11 protein-coding genes are annotated in these 17,658 nt (G+C 73.4%); 9 read left to right on the top strand and 2 right to left on the bottom strand.

The window, feature by feature from the left end:
- The first annotated feature begins 134 nt into the window (after positions 1–134).
- The 4 genes from ABIA33_RS06200 (at position 135) to ABIA33_RS06185 (ending at position 8,997) form a co-directional block, all read left to right on the top strand.
- Positions 135–506 carry an MGMT family protein gene (locus tag ABIA33_RS06200; RefSeq protein ID WP_370077942.1) on the top strand — a complete coding sequence of 124 codons (372 nt, stop codon included), beginning with the start codon at positions 135–137 and terminating at the stop codon, positions 504–506.
- 220 nt (positions 507–726) lie between these two features.
- Complete coding sequence (locus ABIA33_RS06195; protein WP_370078391.1) at positions 727–4,158, top strand: ATP-dependent helicase; 3,432 nt, start codon at positions 727–729, stop codon at positions 4,156–4,158.
- Between the two features lie 95 nt (positions 4,159–4,253).
- Positions 4,254–7,559 (top strand): UvrD-helicase domain-containing protein, encoded by a 3,306-nt coding sequence (locus ABIA33_RS06190; RefSeq protein WP_370077940.1) that lies wholly within the window; start codon positions 4,254–4,256, stop codon positions 7,557–7,559.
- A 259-nt stretch (positions 7,560–7,818) separates the two neighbouring features.
- Entirely contained in the window at positions 7,819–8,997 is a 1,179-nt protein-coding gene (locus ABIA33_RS06185) for a PP2C family protein-serine/threonine phosphatase (RefSeq protein ID WP_370077938.1), read from the top strand.
- A 32-nt stretch (positions 8,998–9,029) separates the two neighbouring features.
- On the opposite strand, the gene ABIA33_RS06180 is transcribed toward ABIA33_RS06185, so the two are convergent.
- Positions 9,030–10,037 carry an endonuclease/exonuclease/phosphatase family protein gene (locus tag ABIA33_RS06180; protein WP_370077936.1) on the bottom strand — a complete coding sequence of 336 codons (1,008 nt, stop codon included), beginning with the start codon at positions 10,035–10,037 and terminating at the stop codon, positions 9,030–9,032.
- An 85-nt stretch (positions 10,038–10,122) separates the two neighbouring features.
- Here ABIA33_RS06180 and ABIA33_RS06175 point away from each other — a divergent pair, with 85 nt between their 5' ends.
- The 5 genes from ABIA33_RS06175 to nudC all read left to right on the top strand — a co-directional run bounded on the left by ABIA33_RS06175 (position 10,123) and on the right by nudC (position 17,021).
- Positions 10,123–10,776: a PadR family transcriptional regulator gene (locus ABIA33_RS06175; RefSeq protein ID WP_370077934.1), complete on the top strand. Its 654-nt coding sequence runs from the start codon at positions 10,123–10,125 to the stop codon at positions 10,774–10,776.
- The gene (locus ABIA33_RS06170) at positions 10,773–11,549 is read left to right on the top strand and encodes an ABC transporter ATP-binding protein (protein ID WP_370077932.1); all 777 of its coding nucleotides are present in this window, start codon (positions 10,773–10,775) and stop codon (positions 11,547–11,549) included. Before ABIA33_RS06175 ends, ABIA33_RS06170 begins: the two co-directional genes overlap by 4 nt.
- The gene (locus tag ABIA33_RS06165) at positions 11,543–14,446 is read left to right on the top strand and encodes an FtsX-like permease family protein (protein ID WP_370077930.1); all 2,904 of its coding nucleotides are present in this window, start codon (positions 11,543–11,545) and stop codon (positions 14,444–14,446) included. The genes ABIA33_RS06170 and ABIA33_RS06165 overlap by 7 nt, the downstream gene beginning before the upstream one ends.
- 98 nt (positions 14,447–14,544) lie before the next feature.
- Complete coding sequence (locus ABIA33_RS06160) at positions 14,545–15,954, top strand: dipeptidase (RefSeq protein ID WP_370077928.1); 1,410 nt, start codon at positions 14,545–14,547, stop codon at positions 15,952–15,954.
- Positions 15,955–16,043: 89 nt separating this feature from the next.
- Complete coding sequence (gene nudC / locus ABIA33_RS06155; RefSeq protein WP_370077926.1) at positions 16,044–17,021, top strand: NAD(+) diphosphatase; 978 nt, start codon at positions 16,044–16,046, stop codon at positions 17,019–17,021.
- A gap of 44 nt (positions 17,022–17,065) precedes the next feature.
- Here nudC and ABIA33_RS06150 read toward each other — a convergent pair whose 3' ends face one another.
- Positions 17,066–17,533: an ATP-binding protein gene (locus ABIA33_RS06150; RefSeq protein ID WP_370077924.1), complete on the bottom strand. Its 468-nt coding sequence runs from the start codon at positions 17,531–17,533 to the stop codon at positions 17,066–17,068.
- Between the last annotated feature and the right edge of the window lie 125 nt (positions 17,534–17,658).

Genomic DNA, 17,658 nt, shown 5'->3' with positions numbered 1-17,658 from the left:
GCATGGGTGCGGGGTGAGCGTCGGGGCGAGGTGCCGGCGGAGCGGACCCCCGGCGGATGCTACATTCCTCCGCCCGGGTGAGCGAGGAGGTTCCGGGCCAGCACCACCCGGACGTGTCGGTGCGATGCGACAGAATGCGGCGCGTGAGTATGGACGAGGAGTCGGACGCGCTGCCGCCCTTCGCGGAGCGGGTGCTCGACCTGACCGAGCGAATCCCGGCCGGGCTGGTGATGACCTACGGCGACGTCGCGGAGTTCCTCGGCGAGGGGGGCCCGCGCCAGGTTGGCCGGGTGATGGCGTTGTACGGCGGCGCGGTGCCCTGGTGGCGGGTGGTGCGCGCGGACGGCGCGCTGTTGCCGGGTCATGAGCTGCGGGCGCTCGAGCAGTACCGGGCGGAGGGGACGCCGCTGCGGAGCGTGCGAGGCCGGGGCCCGGCACGGGGCTCGGCGGCGGCCGAGGACCTGCCGCGGGTGGACCTGGCCCGGGCCCGCTGGGACGGGCGGTAGCACGGGGGTGTGACATCTCCCCGGGATTCAGGGGAACCCGGGACAGCAGGGTGATTGACGGTGGAGGATCGTAGGCTCGCGACAGCGCGGGACGCCTGAGGCGTCCTGCGCTCGCTCGCCCACACCTTCCGATCGAGGCGTTTCCCACCCGGCACCGCACCTGCGCAGCACCCAGCCCCTCGTGAGTCCGCAGTCCCTCGTGAGTCCGCAGTACCCCGCCATGCACTTCCCCTGGACCATGCCCATGACCTCCCAGCCCGCCACCACCCTTCGCGGGGGCGCGTACCGCCTGGTGCGCGACCCGCTCGCGGCACCCGAGCCCCCTGTCCTCGACGCCTACCAGCAGGCCGTCGTCGACCACCGAGGCGGCCCGCTGCTGGTGCTCGCGGGTCCTGGCACGGGCAAGACCACCACTCTGGTCGAGGCAGTGACCCGCAGGATCGGCGAGGGGGTGGCCCCCGAGGAGATCCTGGTGCTGACCTTCAGCCGCAAAGCGGCGGTGGAGCTGCGGGACCGGATGACCGCGCGGATCGGTACGACCACCGGACGGGGCACGCCGCAGGCCACCACCTTCCATTCGTTCTGCTACGCCCTGGTCCGCGCGCACCAGGACGCCGACCTCTTCTCCGAGCCCATCCGCCTGCTGTCGGGCCCCGAGCAGGACGTGATGGTCCGCGACCTGCTGGCCGGCGGCGCCGAGGACACCCGCGCCGGCTCGGGCGCCGGCTCCGGCAGCGACCCGGGCTGGGGCATCCGCTGGCCGGACGAGCTGCGCGCCTGCCTGACCACCCGCGGCTTCGCCGACGAGGTGCGCTCGGTGATCGCCCGCGCGCGCGAGCTGGGCCTCGGCGAGGATGCGCTCCGCCGCTTCGCCGCCGAGGTCGGCCGCCCCGACTGGCAGGCCGCCGCCGACTTCCTGGCCCAGTACCTGGACGTCCTCGACGCCCAGGGCGTGCTGGACTACTCCGAGCTGGTGCACCGCGCCGTGCTGCTCGCCGAGCGGCCCGAGGTCAGCGAGCAGCTGCGCCGCCAGTACCGGGTGGTCTTCGTCGACGAATACCAGGACACCGACCCCGCCCAGGTCAGGCTGCTGCACGCGCTGGCGGGAGGCGGGCGGGAGCTGGTCGCGGTCGGCGACCCGGACCAGTCGATCTACGCGTTCCGCGGTGCCGACATCAACGGCATCCTCGACTTCCCGAAGGACTTCCCGCAGGCGGACGGCAGCCCCGCCGCGATCAGAGTGCTCCGGGTGTCGCGCCGGTCCGGGGCGACCCTGCTCGCGGCCACCCGCACGCTGACCGAGCGAATGCCGATGGGACGGCTCCCCGCGGCGGCGCTGGAGCAGCACCGGCGGCTGATCCCGGCGCGCGAGGGCGGCGCCGTGGAGGTCTACACGTATCCGACGCCGGGCTCGGAGATCGACAACATCGCCGATCTGCTGCGCCGGGCCCACCTCGAGGAGGGCGTCCCGTGGAGTGACATGGCGGTGCTGGTCCGTGCCGGTGGCCGCTCCATCCCCGGGTTCCGACGGGCGCTCAGTTCCGCCGGGGTGCCGCTGGAGATCGACGGCGACGACCTGCCGCTGCACGCGGAACCCGCGGTCGCCCCGCTGCTCGGCGCGCTGCGGGTGTGCGCGGTCGGCGCGGTACGCGACCGCCGCCGCACCAGCGCCGCCGCGGGCGATCGAGCCGAGGCGGAGTCGGCCGAGCCGTACGGCGAGGACCCGCTCACCACGGAGATCGCGCACACCCTGCTCACCGGCCCGTTGGGCGGGCTCGACGGCGCGGACCTGCGCCGGCTCGGACGGGCGCTGCGCGAGGAGGAGCGCGCGGCGGTCCGCCCGGGGGAGGCGCCCCGCGTCGTCCGCCCCGCCGATGTGCTGGTCCGCGAGGCCCTGGCCGAGCCCGAGCGCCTGGTCACCCTGGACCGTTCCTTCGCGGGACGCGCCCTGCACCTCGGCCAGCTGCTGCGCAAGGTGCGGGAGATGCTGGCCGGCGGCGCGACGGCCGAGGAGGCGCTGTGGGCGCTGTGGGACGGCTCCGAACGCTGGCGCCGCCGCCTGGAGTCCGCCGCGTCGCGTCCCGGGACGGGGGGCCGCAACGCGGACCGCGACCTGGACGCGATCTGCGCCCTGTTCGAGACCGCCACCCGCGCCGAGGAGCGGGTCAAGGGCCCGCGCGGCGCGCTCAACTTCCTCGCCGAACTCGAACAGCAGGACATCGCCGCGGACACCCTTTCCGGCCGCACGGTCCGACCCGACGCGGTGCGCCTGCTCACCGCCCACCGGGCGAAGGGGCTGGAGTGGCGGCTGGTCGTGGTTGCCGGAGTGCAGGAGGGTCTGTGGCCCGACCTGCGGCGCCGTGGCTCGCTGCTGGAAGCGGACCGGATCGGCCGGACCGGGCTCGCCGAGCCGCTCAGCCCCGGCGCGCTGCTGAGCGAGGAGCGCCGGCTGTTCTACGTCGCGGTGACCCGGGCCAGGGAGCGGCTGATCGTCACCGCCGTGAAGGCCCCCGCCGAGGACGGCGACGAGCCCTCGCGCTTCCTGCGGGAGCTGTACCGGGAGCGCCCCGACGGCAGCCGCGTCCCCGACGTCCGGGTCGAGGACGTCACCCACCGCCCGCGCCGCCCGCTCGCGGTCGCGGCGCTCGTCGCCGAGCTGCGGGCCACCAGTGTCGACGCCGCCGCGTCGCCCGAGCTGCGGGAGGCGGCGGCCGAGCGGCTGACCCGGCTGGCGGCGCTCGCCGACGAGGACGGCCTGCCGCTGGTCCCCGCGGCGCATCCGCAGCGCTGGTGGGGGATGGCGGACCCGACCGAGAACGCCGTCCCGGTGCGCGATCCGGAGGAGGCGCTGCGGCTGTCGGGGAGTGCGCTGGAGCAGGTGAACTCGTGCGGGCTGCAGTGGTTCCTCGGCCGTGAGGTGCACGCCGAGCAGGCGTCCAGCGGCGCGCAGGGCTTCGGCAACGTGGTGCACGTGCTGGCCGAGGAGGTCGGTTCGGGACGGACGCCGGCCGATCTCGGGGTGCTGATGGAGCGCCTGGACACGGTCTGGGACGCGCTGGCCTTCGACGCCCCGTGGAAGTCCGAGCAGGAGAAGGGTGAGGCGCGGGCCGCCCTGGAGCGCTTCCTGACCTGGCATGCGAGCGAACGCGGGCGGGTACCGGTGGCCACCGAGCATCCCTTCGAGGTGGACCTGAAGGTCGGCGGTCACCTGGTCCGGATCCGCGGCAGCATGGACCGGGTCGAACGCGACACCGCGACCGGTGCGGCCTTCGTCGTGGACTTCAAGACCGGGAAGCACGTCGTCCCGGGACCCGAGCTGCCGACCCATCCGCAGCTCGGGGTGTACCAGCTGGCCGTCCGCGAGGGCGCGCTGGACGGAGTGGAGGCGTTCGCCGACGGACCGCCCGAGGCCGGCGGCGCGGAACTGGTGCAGTTGCGGCAGCCCGCCGGGAAGGGCAAGGAGGACCGGCCGAAGGTCCAGCCGCAGCCCTCCCTCGCGGACGACCCGGCCTGGATCGAGGACCTGCTCGCGGAGGCGGCCGACCGTGTCGTCAACGAACGCTTTACCCCGAGCGTCGGTCCTGCCTGCGCCAACTGCTCCTTCCGCCGCAGCTGCTCCGGGCACCCGGAGGGTCGCCAGGTCGTGGAGTAGTGCGTGGAGTAGTGCGTGGAGTAGTGGTGGTGCAGTAGGAGTGGAGTAACCCCTTGTGGCGCCGGTTGTCGGACCCGACCGCTAGCGTTCCAAGGGTGCTCCCAGCCATCACCAGCCCCGAGCAGCTCAAGCAGCTCCTCGGCATCCCCTTCACCGCGGAGCAGACGCGCGCGATCGTCGCGCCGCCGGCCCCCGCGGTGATCGTCGCCGGCGCGGGCTCGGGGAAGACCACGGTCATGGCCGCGCGTGTGGTGTGGCTGGTCGGTACCGGACAGGTCCGTCCCGAGCAGGTACTGGGGCTGACCTTCACCAACAAGGCGGCCGGTGAGCTCGCCGAGCGGGTGCGCCGGGCCCTGGTCCAGGCCGGAGTGGTCGGCGGTGAAGCGGCCGAGCCCGGGGGCCCGGCCGGCGCCGACGACGTGCTGGGCGAACCGGAGATCTCCACCTACCACGCCTTCGCCGGGCGGCTGCTGAAGGACCACGGCCTGCGCATCGGCCTGGAGCCCGACGTCCGGCTGCTCGCCGACGCCACCCGGTACCAGCTCGCCGCCCGGGTCCTGCGCCAGGCCCCCGGCCCCTATCCGGCGCTGACCAGCGGCTTCTCCACGCTCATCGCCGAGCTGCTGACCCTGGACGGAGAGCTCGCCGAGCATCTGGTCGAGCCCGAACAGCTCCAGGCCTACGACATCGCGCTGCTCGCCGAACTCGCCGACGCCAAGCTCGGCAACGAGGATCTGCGCAAGGTCCCCAAGGCCGCCGCCGCCCGTCTGGAGCTCGCCGACCTGGTCCGGCGCTACCGCCGCCGCAAGCAGGAGGCGGGACTGATGGACTTCGGCGACCAGATCGCCGCCTGCGCCCGCCTCGCCCAGGGCAGCCCCGAGGTCGGACGGCTGCTGCGCGAGCAGTTCCGGGTCGTGCTGCTGGACGAGTACCAGGACACCTCCGTCGCCCAGCGGTTGCTGCTCGCAGGTCTGTTCGGGGCGAGCGAGCACCACCCGGGCGGCCATCCGGTCACCGCTGTCGGTGACCCCTGCCAGGCCATCTACGGCTGGCGCGGCGCGTCCGTCGCCAACCTCGACGAGTTCCCGCAGCACTTCCCGGCCGCCGACGGCGCTCCCGCCGCCCGCTACTCGCTCAGCGAGAACCGCCGCAGCGGCGGTCGGCTGCTGGAGTTCGCCAACGAGCTGGCTGCCCCGCTCCGCGAGATGCACGAGGGCGTCGAGGCGCTGCGCCCTGCCCCTGGTGCCGAGCGCGACGGCTTCCTGCGCTGTGCCCTGCTCGACACCTACGACGAGGAGGTCCGCTGGCTCGCCGACTCGATCGCCCACCTGGTCCGCACCGGGACGCCGCCGGGCCGGATCGCCGTGCTGTGCCGGGCCGGACGCGAGCTGTTCCCCGACATCCACGCCGCGCTGGTCGCCCGGGACGTGCCGGTGGAGGTCGTCGGGCTGTCCGGGCTGCTGCACCTGCCCGAGGTCGCGGACCTCGTCGCCACCTGCGAGGTCCTGCAGGACCCGACCGCGAACGCGGCCCTGGTCCGGCTGCTGGTCGGTCCGCGCTGGCGGATCGGCCCCCGCGACCTGGCGCTGCTCGGCCGGCGGGCCGCCGACCTGGTCCGGGTGCACGGCGACCCGGCCGAGGCGGACCGGCTGGCCGGAGCGGTCGCCGGCACCGACCCGACCGAGGTCGTCTCGCTCGCCGACGCCCTGGAGACCTTTCTCCATCCGGACTCCGCGGGCGGGCCCGACCTGCCCTTCTCCGCCGAGGCGAGGGCCCGCTTCGCCCGGCTCGCCGCCGAGATCCGCGAGCTGCGCAGGGCGCTGGCCGAGCCGCTGATGGACGTCCTGCACCGGGTCCTCGCCGTCACCGGCCTGGAGGTCGAGCTCTCCGCCTCGCCGCACGCGCTCGCCGCCCGGCGCAAGGAGACCCTGCACGCATTCCTGGACGTCGCCGCGGGCTTCGCCGACCTCGACGGGGACCCCTCGCTCGCCGCCTTCCTCGGGTTCCTGCGCGCCGCCCAGGAGTACGACCGCGGCCTCGACAACACGCTCCCCGGCGGCGACGACACCGTGAAGGTCCTCACCGCGCACAAGGCCAAGGGGCTGGAGTGGGACGTCGTCGCCGTGCCCGGGCTGGTCAAGGGCGTGTTCCCGGGCGAGAGGGGCCGCGAGCGCTGGACCAGCCGCGCCGAGGCGCTGCCGCACGACCTGCGCGGCGACGGAGCCACCCTGCCCGGCACGCCACCGTGGACCAGCGCCGGAATGAAGGCGTTCACCGCCGAGATGAAGGAGCACGCCGCGACGGAGGAACTGCGGCTCGGCTACGTCGCGTTCACCCGGCCCCGCAATCTGCTGCTCGCCTCCGGCCACTGGTGGGGGCCGACCCAGAAGAAACCTCGGGGGCCGTCTCCGTTCCTGTACGAACTTCGTGACTACTGCGAACGCGGCGTCGGCGGCGAAATCGAGGCATGGGCCGAGCCGCCGGAGGAGGGGGCGGAGAACCCGTCGCTCGTCCGAACCGTCGACCACCCGTGGCCGCTGCCGCTGGACGCCGACGCCCAGGCGGCCCGAAGGGACGCCGGGCTGCGCGTCCTGGCCGGGCTGCGGTCCATGCACCCGCCCGAGGGTGAGGCCGACGCGAGCGAGGTGGACGAGAGCGGGGCGCCGGACCCAGTGCAGGATCTCCCCCCGGAGGAGCAGCGTCTGGTCGCCTCCTGGGACCGCGATCTGGAGGCGCTGTCCGGCGAGCTGCTGCGGGGCCGCCGCACCGTACGCGACGTGCCCCTGCCCGGCGCGCTGACCGCCTCGCAACTGCTGCGGATGGCCGAGGATCCGGAGGGCTTCGCCCGCGAGCTGGCCCGCCCGATGCCACGGCCGCCGCAGCCCGCGGCCAGGCGCGGCACCCGCTTCCACGCCTGGGTGGAGGCCCGATTCGAGCCGCTGATGCTGCTGGGAGAGGACGCGCTGCCGGGATTCGACGACGAAGGGATCGAGGACGAGCGGGATCTCGCCCGCCTCAAGGAGGCCTTTCTGCGTACCCCCTATGCCTCGCTGACGCCGTTTCGGGTGGAGGCGCCGTTCCAGTTGCTGCTCGCGGGGCGGGTGGTGCGTGGCCGGATCGACGCGGTCTACCGGACCGGGGCGGACACCTTCGAAGTGGTCGACTGGAAGACCAACCAGCGGGAGACCGCGGACCCGCTTCAGCTCGCCGTGTACCGCTTGGCCTGGGCCGAGCTGACCGGTGTCGAGCCGGAGCAGGTCTCCGCGGCATTCCTGTACGTCCGCAGCGGCAGCGTGGTCCGGCCGACGCCGCTGCCCGGTCGGCGGGAGCTTGAAGATCTGATGAGCGGAATTACTCCGAATGGGCCGTTCATAGGTGACGAAGCCACGGAAGCTTTGTGAAAGGACTGTGCAGCATGTCCATTTCGTGCCTAATGTGGTGTGACTAACCAGTCAACTTCAGTCGAACGAAAGAACAAAGCCGGTCGCGCTCGGCCGCTCTGGCTTTCACGCCCGCTCCCCGCCCGCTCCACGCCCGCTCGGGGCCCACTCAGGGCCCGATCAAGGCCCGATCAAGGGTTCGCTCGGCTCCCGCCTCGAGCCACCCCTTCGACCCCACCGCCGTCAGGCCCCCAGCACAGCGCCCGCAGGAGAAACGACGTTGAGTGTCGCCGGAAGGTTCCGCCACCTGACCAGTTGGAGCCGCACCATACTGGTGCTGCCCTTCATAGGCATCGCGCTCGTGATCATGCTCGACCGCACCAGCGGCAATCCCAACGTGACCTTCGAGCCCGCCCTCACCGCAGGGCCGGCCCTCGCCGCCGTGGTCAGCAACCGCACCTGGTACCCCCTCGGGGTGGGCGTGGTCACCGTCGGGGCCGCCTTCGTCCTCGCCGCCGCCGACCACAGCCTGGGCCAGTCCGTCCACGGCGCCAGCGTCTTCGCCATCGTCCTGATCGCGGTGATCGGCTCGACCAGCGTGCTGCTCCGCAACCGGCAGGAGAAGGCCCTCGCCGATGCCCGGCTGGTCTCCGAGGTCGCCCAGCGGGTGCTGCTGCGTTCCATCCCGGATCGGATCGGCCCGGTCCGGACGGCGGTCCACTACGCCGCCGCCGCCGCCCACGCCCGCATCGGCGGTGACCTCTACGAGGTCGTGCAGACCCGCTACGGCGTCCGCGCGGTGATCGGGGACGTGCGCGGCAAGGGGCTGGGCGCCGTCGAGACCGCCGCCGCGATCCTCGGCGCGTTCCGCGAGGCGGCGCACCAGGAGCCGGCGCTGGACCGGGTCGCCTCCTGGCTCGCCGACAGCCTGCACCGGGCCCTGCACGAGAACGACCACGAGGGCACCGAGGAGGAGTTCGTCACGCTGGTCCTGGTCAGCGTGCGCAACGACCGCGTCGTCGAGATCGTCAACTGCGGCCACCCCTCGCCGCTGCTGCTCCGCACCGGGGCGCCGGTACGGGCGCTGGACCCCGCCGTGACGGTCCCGCCGCTGGGCGTGCTCGAACCCGAGGAGGTCCATCCGCCGATTCTCGAACTGTTGCTGGAGGACCGTGACCGGCTACTGCTCTTCACCGACGGCGTGATCGAGGCCCGCGACCGCTGGGGCGCTTTCTACCCCCTCACCGAGCGCCTGCCGGACTGCGCGACCAGCGACAATCCGTCCGACCTGCTGGAACACCTGCACGAGGACATCCGCCGCCATGTCGGCCGCCAGCTCGGCGACGACGCCGCGATGCTGCTGCTCGAGTACGCCCCCAGCATTCCGCTGGCTGCTGCCGACGGGGTGTTCGGCTCGATCGGCCGCCCGCGTGGCAGCGCCGCCGACGAGGTCCGCTAGGAGCGGCGCTCCCAGGGCCGGACAGGCCTGTCCTAGAGGTCCACCTCCACCAGCAGTGGCCGGTGGTCCGAGACGCCCAGCGCCGGGGCACTGGTGCTGAGGACCGCGCTGCGCGGCACGCCGACCGCCAGCACGTGGTCAAACTGCACCGAGGGGCGGTGCGAGGGATAGGTCGGCGTCCGGGCCAGGTCCCGCCAGCCCTGGAGCAGCGCCCGCCGCGGCAGCGGCGGCGCAGGGCGCGTGCGCAGGTGGACGCCCCGGCGTGCGCGCAGCCTGCGTTGGGCCCGCCGGATCTCGCGCGCCTCCGGGCCGTGCTGCCTTCCGCGCCAGCGCTCGGGCCCGAGCCCGTCCACGAGCGCGGCGCCGCCGAGAACCGTCCGCGGCACCGGGCCGATCAGGTTGAAGTCCCCGAGCAGCAGGTACGGCGCGGGCAGGTCGGCGATCCAGCGGCGGATGCCCGCGAGCTGGCCCATGTTCCAGCCCGGCACAAACGACAGATGCGCTGCCACGACCGTGAACGGGCCCTCGCCGCCCTCCAGCACGGCGGCCAGCGCGGCCCTCGGCTCGTCCGGCACGGGAGTGAGCCCGCGGTGGCCCGCCACCCGCAGCGGCAGCCCGAACGGCGCGGGCGGAAACCGCCGGGCCCGCCAGTGGTGTACGGGCAGCCGGGTGATCAGGGCGGTTCCGTAGCAGGGCAGTTCGGCGTCGTAGCCGAGTTCGTCGGGTCCGTAGGTCTGCAGGCCGGGTGCGTCGGGGTCGAGGATCCATCCCGCGCCCGGTGCCGGGCGGCCGTGCAGCGCGGCGGCGAAGCGCCAGTCGCCGGCGCCCAGGGCCTTGGCGGCTGCGGCGGCCTGGTCCACCAGGCCGGATCGCTCCTGGTAGCGGTCGACCTCCTGCAGGGCGAGGACGTCCGCGTCGAGTGCGGCGACCGCCTCGGCCAGCGGTGCAGCGGGGTCCGCCGGGAGGGGGAGAGGGCTGCCGTCAGGGCCCAGTGGCTGCCCGTGCAACAGGTTGAAGGTCGCGATACGGAGATGGCTCACCTGTCGAACATAGAGCGTCCGCCGGGCACGCCGGGCGGGGGGAGGTGCTTGAAGGCGGCATGCATACCGGGTATACATACTCGGTATGTCTATCCGTCACGGGCTGCTCGCGCTGCTCGACCAGGGGCCGCGCTACGGCTACCAGCTCAGAACCGAGTTCGAGGCCCGCACGGGCGCCACCTGGCCGCTGAACGTCGGCCAGGTGTACACCACGCTGGGCCGCCTGGAGCGCGACGGCCTGGTCCAGCCCTCCGGCGAGGACGACGAGGGCCATGTCTTCTACGCCATCACCGGTACCGGACGCGAGGAACTGCGCAATTGGTTCGGCACCCCGGTGCGCCGGGACAACCCGCCGCGCGACGAGCTCGCCATCAAGCTGGCGATGGCCGTGACCGTGCCGGGGGTGGATGTCGGCGCGGTCGTCCAGCACCAGCGGGTCCACACCATGCGGGCCCTTCAGGACTACACCCGGCTCAAGGGGCAGGCCCTTCAGGCGGCGGAGGAACCCGCGGCCGAGGATCGCGACCTGGCCTGGCTGCTGGTCCTGGACCAGCTGATCTTCCAGGCTGAGGCCGAGATCCGCTGGCTGGACCACTGCGAGACCCGGCTCGTCCGCCACGTCGAGAGAGCTGCCGAGAGGGCTGCCGAGAGGGTTGCCGCAGCGCCGCCGCCCGCGGCGTCGGGGCGTCGAAAGCCGGTGGCACGGACCGCCGCACGAAAAGGAACAGGGGAGCAATGAGCGCACAGGGGTGGGAAACAGGCGGGATGCAGGCGATCCTGCAGCTGCAGGACGTGTCCCGGGTGCACGGCCAGGGCGCCGCCGAGGTGCACGCGCTGCGCAGGATCGACCTGGCTGTGCTGCCGGGCGAGTTCGTCGCGGTGATGGGCCCCAGCGGTTCGGGCAAGTCGACGCTGCTGACCATCGCCGGCGGGCTCGACAGTGCGAGCTCGGGCCAGGTCCTGGTCGAGGGGCAGGAGTTGGGGGCGCTCTCGGGCAAGGCCCTCGCCGCCGTCCGCCGTCGCGCGATCGGTTATGTGTTCCAGGACTTCAACCTGGTACCCGCGCTGACGGCGGCCGAGAACGTCTCGCTGCCGCGCGAGTTGGACGGGCTGTCCGGGCGCAGGGCCCGGGTCGAGGCCCTCGCCGCGCTGACCGAGATCGGCATAGCCGACCTCGCCGACCGCTTCCCCGACGAGATGTCGGGCGGCCAGCAGCAGCGCGTGGCCATCGCTCGGGCGCTCATCGGCGAACGGCGGCTGGTCCTCGCCGACGAACCCACCGGGGCCCTCGACTCCACCACCGGCGAGGCCGTCCTCGCCGTGCTGCGGGCCCGCTGTGACGCGGGGGCTGCCGCCGTCATGGTCACCCACGAGGCCCGCCACGCCGCCTGGGCCGACCGCGTGGTCTTCCTGCGCGACGGCAGGCTCGTGGACGAGTCGGCGCCGGTGCGGGCCGAGGCCCTGCTCAGCGGCGTGACCCGGGGCAACGACGGGACGGCCGACGCGTGCTGAGTACCTCCGCCTGGCGGGCCACCCTGCGCATCGCCCGCCGTGACGCGCTGCGCGCCAAGGGTCGTAGCGCCCTGGTCGTCGCGATGATCGCGCTGCCCGTCCTGGGCGTCACCGCCGCCGACGTCACCGCCCGCAGCGCGCAGTTGACCCCGCAGGAGAGCGCGACCCGCCTGATGGGTGCGGCCGACGCGTACGTCCGCTCCGAGCAGCCCGGCTGGCGACTGGAACAGGCCCCGAACCCGCAGGACGGCTTCGACGTCCCCTCGCAGCGCGGCCCGGCGCCGAAGCCGACCGCGCAGGAGGTGGCCCGCGCCAAGGAGCCGCTGGACCAGCTGCTCAGGCAGGCGCTTCCGCCCGGCGCCCGGCTGCTGCCCGTCGAGACCCCGAACCAGTACGTCGACACCAGCACGGCCTACGGTCAGGAGCCGGTGCAGCCCCAGGGGATGGATCTGACGGACCCCGCCGCGCACGGGCTCGTGACGCTGCGTCAGGGGGGCTGGCCGAGCGCGCCGTACGAGGTCGCGGCGACCACCGCGTTCCTTGCCGTGGCCGGACTCCACGTCGGCCAGGACACCACGCTCGTGGGCACCGGCCGGCCGTTGAGGATCACCGCCGCCATCGAGTTCCCCGGTGACCTGAGCGCGGAACGCCTGGTCGGCCGGCCGGGGGAACTGGCCGGGCTGCTGGCGGCATCGGCGAGCAAGCAGGGCGGCCAGGGAGGCCAGGACGGCCAGATCGGCCAGACAGCGGGACCTGGCGATCCCGGCGCCGCAGGCTGGCTGGTGTCACTCCCCGACCACGCGGCCTTCAGCTGGGACCAGGTGCGACGGGCCAACGACTACGGCTTCACGGTGGCCTCCCGAGCGGTTCTCGCCGACCCGCCGTCCAAGAGCGACGTGCCGCTCTACCGCGACAACCCGATCCTGCTGAGCGCCTCCGGCGTGATCGGCAGCAGGTCGGCGACGATCCTCGGCATCGTGGTCGGCATGGCCCTGCTGGAGATCGTGCTACTGGCCGGCCCGGCCTTCGCGGTCGGCGCCCGTCGCTCCCGGCGGCAGCTCGGCCTGATCGCGGCGGGCGGCGGCAGCCGCGCGCACATCCGCCGGGTGGTCCTCGGCGGAGGGGTCGTCCTGGGTGGCCTGGGCGCGGTGGTCGGCATGGTGCTGGGCGGTCTCGCCGTGGCGCTCGGACGGCCCTGGTTGGAGGCGAAGTCCGGCGCCCGCTTCGGGCACTTCGCGCTGGCGCCCGGTGACCTGCTCGGGATCGTGGCGATCGGCGTCGTGACCGGACTGCTGGCGGCGGTGGTACCGGCGTACCAGGCGGCGCGGCAGAACGTGGTCGCCGCGCTGACCGGACGCGGCACCACCCGTCCGCCCGCGAGGTGGTTCACCCTGCTCGGGCTGGCCGCGGTGCTCGGTGGCGCCTCCCTCGCGCTGTTCGGAGCGGTCGACGGGTCGCGGTCGCGGGTCGTCATGGTCGGCTCGATGGTCGCGGAACTCGGCGTGGTCGCCTGCACTCCTTACCTGGTCGGCCTGTTCGGCCGGCTCAGCCCGTTCCTGCCGCTGGCCCCGCGGCTGGCGCTGCGCGACGCGACCCGCCACCGCGGGCGCACCGCACCGGCGGTCGCGGCGGTCATGGCGGCGGTCGCCGGCGCGGTCGCGGTGCTCACGTCCCAGACCAGCAGCGACGCCGCCGCGCGGTCCCAGTACGCGGCGTCCGCGCCGAGCGGGGCGGTGACCCTGCGCATCTTCGGTGGTGACACCGATGCGAACCGTGCCGGCGCGCTGCGTTCGGCGGTGGAGCAGTCCATTCCCGGCCTGGGACAGCGGGCGGACCTGCAGGAGGTCACCTACGGAAGCTGCACCTCGCGGCAGGGCAGCTTCTGCGGCATGGCCAGGCTGAGCATGCCCGCGGAGAACATGTGCCCGCCCGCCGCCATGCCCGGCGCGTCCTCGAACCTGGGCGCCGGCATCACGGTCGAGGAGGCGAAACGGTTGCTCGCCGCCGATCCGCGGTGCAGGCCGAGCGTCCCGATGTCCTACGAGCTGACCGACCTGATCACCGGGGACACGACCGTGCTGCACAACCTGCTCGGCGTGGACGACCCCGCCGCGGGACGGGCCCTCGCCCAGGGGCGGGTCGTGGTCTTCGACCCGCGCTTCGTGAAGAACGGGAAGGTGACGCTGACGCTCACCCGGTACGGCGCCGCGAGCCAGAACGGGACCGTGGCACCTGACACCAGCAGTACCGTCACCCTCCCGGCGGTGGTGGTCCGGTCGAAGGTCCCGGTGGTCCGCGCGGTGCTGTCCTCGGTGACGGCCAAGGCGGCGGGTCTGACGCTCGGCTCGCCCGACTCGGTCTGGCTGCCCGCGCAGGCCCCCTCCTCGGCCGCGGAACAGCGGGCCTCGGCCGCGATCGCCAGAACCGGCGGTCACGGTGACATGTCCGTCGAGCGCGGCTACCAGGGCACGTCCAGCGACGTGGTCGTGCTGGGGCTCGCCATCGCGGCCTCCGTGGTCGCGGTCGCGGCCGCGGGGATCGCCACAGGGCTCGCCGCGGCGGACTCCCAGGGGGACCTCGCGACGCTGGCGGCGGTGGGCGCGACGCCCGGAATCCGGCGCAGGCTCTCGGGCTTCCAGTGCGCCGTCATTGCCGGGATGGGCGCCCTGCTCGGTACGGCGGCGGGATTCGTGCCCGCGGCTGCTGTGGAGCGGGTCCAAAACCTCGGCATCAGGCCCAGCCTCGACCAGTTCGGTGGCATCGACATGGGGACGCACCCGCTCGTGGTGCCCTGGGCGTACCTGGCCGTCGTGGTCTTCGGACTGCCGTTGCTGGCCTGGCTGCTCGCGGCCGGGTTCACCCGCTCGCGGATGGTGCTGACCCGCCGCACGGGCTAGCTCCCCAGGTCGTAGCCACCACGACCTGCATCCCCTCCCGCCCGTAGCGGTGGGAGGGGATGCGAGGCCGCGCTGAGCTTCGAACTAGAGTCGTCACCATGACGACTACCTCGGACAGCGCGGTCCGCGAGTTCATCGCCGAGCACCGCCCCGCCTTTCTTGACGACCTTGCGGACTGGCTCCGCATTCCTTCCGTCTCGGCCGATCCGGGCCGGGCCGGCGAGGTTCGCCGATCGGCGGAGTGGCTCGCGGACAAGCTGCGGTCGACCGGGTTCCCGGTCGCCGAGGTGTGGGAGACCGAGAACGGCGGCCTGCCCGCCGTCTTCGCGGAGTGGCCCTCGGGGGACGCGTCAGCGCCGACCGTCCTCGTCTACGGGCACCACGACGTGCAGCCCGCCGCCCGTGAGGACGGCTGGGACACCGACCCCTTCGAGCCCGTCGTCACCGACGGCCGGATGTTCGCGCGCGGCGCGGCGGACGACAAGGGCCAGGTCTTCTTCCACACCCTGGGCCTGCGGGCGCACCTGGCGGCGACCGGCCGCACCGCGCCCGCGGTCAATCTGAAGCTGCTGGTCGAGGGTGAGGAGGAGTCCGGGTCGCCGAACTTCGCCGCGCTGATCCGCAAGCACGCCGACCGCCTGGCCGCGGATGTCGTGATCATCTCGGACACCGGCATGTGGTCGGCGGACACCCCGACGGTCTGCACCGGGATGCGGGGCCTCGCGGACTGCCAGATCGACCTGTTCGGTCCCTCGCAGGACATCCACTCCGGTTCCTTCGGCGGCGCTGTGCCCAACCCGGCGACCGAGGCGGCCCGGCTGGTAGCCGCGCTGCACGACGCCGACCGGCGGGTGGCGATCCCGGGCTTCTACGACGGGGTCGTCGAGCTCACCGAGCAGGAACGGGAGCTGTTCGCCGAGTTGCCGTTCGACGACACCGAGTGGCTGTCCGTCGCCAAGTCCCGGGCCACGCTGGGCGAGCAGGGCTTCAGCACGCTGGAGCGGATCTGGGCCCGGCCGACCGCGGAGGTCAACGGGATCTGGGGCGGCTACACCGGCCCCGGCGGCAAGACCATCATCCCGGCCGAGGCGCACCTCAAGCTGTCCTTCCGGCTGGTGGCCGGTCAGGATGTGGAGAAGGTCCGGCAGGCCGTCGCGGCGTGGGTGACCGCCCAGCTCCCGGCCGGTATCCGGCACGAGATCGTCTTCCCCGGTGCGACCCGGCCGTGCCTGACGCCGCTGGACCACCCGGCGCTGCAGTCTGTCGTCCGCGCCATGGGGCGTGCATTCGAACAGAAGATCAGATTCACCCGTGAGGGCGGGTCCGGACCTGCGGCCGATTTGCAGGACGTGCTGGGTGCGCCGGTGCTCTTCCTCGGGATCTCGGTCCCCTCGGACGGCTGGCACTCCGTCAACGAGAAGGTGGAGCTCGACCTGCTGGCGAAGGGCGTGGAGACCTCCGCGTACCTCTGGGGGGACCTCGCCGAGCACTGGAACGCCGCCGACTAGTCCTGACTAGTCCTGGAAACGGTTCCAGTCGCCGGGGTTGGCATGTGGGTCGAGGTAGTGATGATCGGGGAGATGGGTACGGCGTGAGCGTGGAGTCGCAGGGAGAGAACACCGGGGTGGATGTCGTGGGGTTGCCGCTCGCGCTGGCCCGGGCCGGCGTGGACCGCGCGTCGGAGCACCGGCAGGACGAGCCCTGGCTCGCCGCCGCATGGAGCCATCCCGGCACCCGGGTGCTCGTGGTCGCCGAAGGCCAGGCCTTCGTGGTCGACGGCGACGGCGACCTGGGCACCCGGCTGGTGCTGTTGCCCTCCTTCGAGGCGCCGGACGGCGGCGAGCGCTACTTCCTCGGGAAAGAGGACGACGGCACCGCCTACTTCGCGGTCGCGCTCACCGGCGGCTCGCTGCCGGGCCGGCTGGACGGCGACGCCCGCCCGGCCGGTCTGCGCGAAGTCGGCGCGCTGCTGAACGACCGGGACGCGGGGCTGCTGGTGAACGCCGTGGCGCTGGAGAACTGGCACCGGTCGCATCGTTTCTGCTCGCGCTGCGGGCATGCCACGGTGCCTGCCGCGGCGGGGCACGTCAGGCGCTGCACCTCCTGCGCGCGCGAGCACTACCCGCGCACCGACCCGGCTGTGATCATGCTGGTCACCGACGGGGAGGACCGCGCGCTGCTGGGGCGCCAGGCGCTGTGGCCGGAGGGGCGCTACTCGACCCTGGCCGGCTTCGTGGAGCCGGGCGAGTCGCTGGAGCAGGCGGTGGCCCGCGAGGTGGCCGAGGAGGCCGGCGTCAGGGTCGACCTCCCCTCGGTGACCTATGTCGCCAGCCAGCCCTGGCCCTTCCCGTCCAGCCTGATGCTGGGCTTCCTCGCGCGTGCCGACGAGCGCGACGGCGGCACGGACATCACCGTCGACGGCGAGGAGCTCTCGGAGGCCCGCTGGTTCAGCCGGGAGGAGCTGAAGGCGGGTATGGAGAGCGGCGAGGTGCTGCCGCCCTCCGGGATCTCCATCGCTCGCCGGCTGGTGGAGCTCTGGTACGGCGGACCGCTCCCCGAGTCCGCTCGCTGGTAGCGAATGAGGTAGCGAATGAGTGGGCCGTGCGCCCCCTGTTCGCCTCAGGCCCCGTGTTCACCCGAAGAGCGGACACGGGGCCGCTGCGCGTCCGCTGACGTCGCTGCCCCCGCCGACACCGCTGCCGGCTTGACCGCCAGCACACAGGTCACCGTCTTTCCGGTGAGCCGAACCACCACCTCCCAGCTGTCGGCGAGCGTGTCGACGATCGACAGGCCGCGACCGCTCTGGGCGTCCGCGTCGGCCGTGCGGGGCACCGGCAGCGAGGTGCCCTCGTCGGTGACGGCGATCCGCAGGCTCTGCCCGGTCAGGGCGAGGGTCAGGTCGACCGGGCCCCGGCCGTACTGCAGGGCGTTGGTGACCAGTTCGGAGACCAGCATCTCCGCGCTGTCGATGAGGTCGGGCGCACCCCAGGCGGCCAGCGCGGTCCTGGTGATCCGCCGGGCATGGCGGACGTTCTGCGGGTGCGGAGGGAAGGAGGCGATCGCGGCCCAGGCTCTCCGGTTGTTCATCGTGGCTGCTCCGGCCGTGCGAGATGGCTGAATACGGACTTACCCCGGTGCGGCCGTCACCGCTTGCGGACGGCGTTGCTGCATTTGGGGCATGGTTGTGATGGGTACGCAAGTGGTTGGAATAG

The sequence above is a fragment of the Streptacidiphilus sp. MAP12-16 genome, from assembly GCF_041262165.1.
Taxonomy (GTDB): Bacteria; Actinomycetota; Actinomycetes; order Streptomycetales; family Streptomycetaceae; genus Streptacidiphilus.
The sequence above is the reverse complement of the archived record's forward strand: the minus strand, read 5'-3'. Positions and strand labels throughout refer to the sequence as shown.

What these genes read in the sequence shown, in the direction of transcription:
- ABIA33_RS06195 (WP_370078391.1), top strand. Translation starts at nt 727, where the DNA reads ATGCACTTCCCCTGGACCATGCCCATGACCTCCCAGCCCGCCACCACC.
- ABIA33_RS06175 (WP_370077934.1), top strand. Translation starts at nt 10,123, where the DNA reads ATGTCTATCCGTCACGGGCTGCTCGCGCTGCTCGACCAGGGGCCGCGC.
- ABIA33_RS06160 (WP_370077928.1), top strand. Translation starts at nt 14,545, where the DNA reads ATGACGACTACCTCGGACAGCGCGGTCCGCGAGTTCATCGCCGAGCAC.
- ABIA33_RS06150 (WP_370077924.1), bottom strand. Translation starts at nt 17,533, where the DNA reads ATGAACAACCGGAGAGCCTGGGCCGCGATCGCCTCCTTCCCTCCGCAC.
- ABIA33_RS06200 (WP_370077942.1), top strand. Translation starts at nt 135, where the DNA reads ATGCGGCGCGTGAGTATGGACGAGGAGTCGGACGCGCTGCCGCCCTTC.
- ABIA33_RS06170 (WP_370077932.1), top strand. Translation starts at nt 10,773, where the DNA reads ATGAGCGCACAGGGGTGGGAAACAGGCGGGATGCAGGCGATCCTGCAG.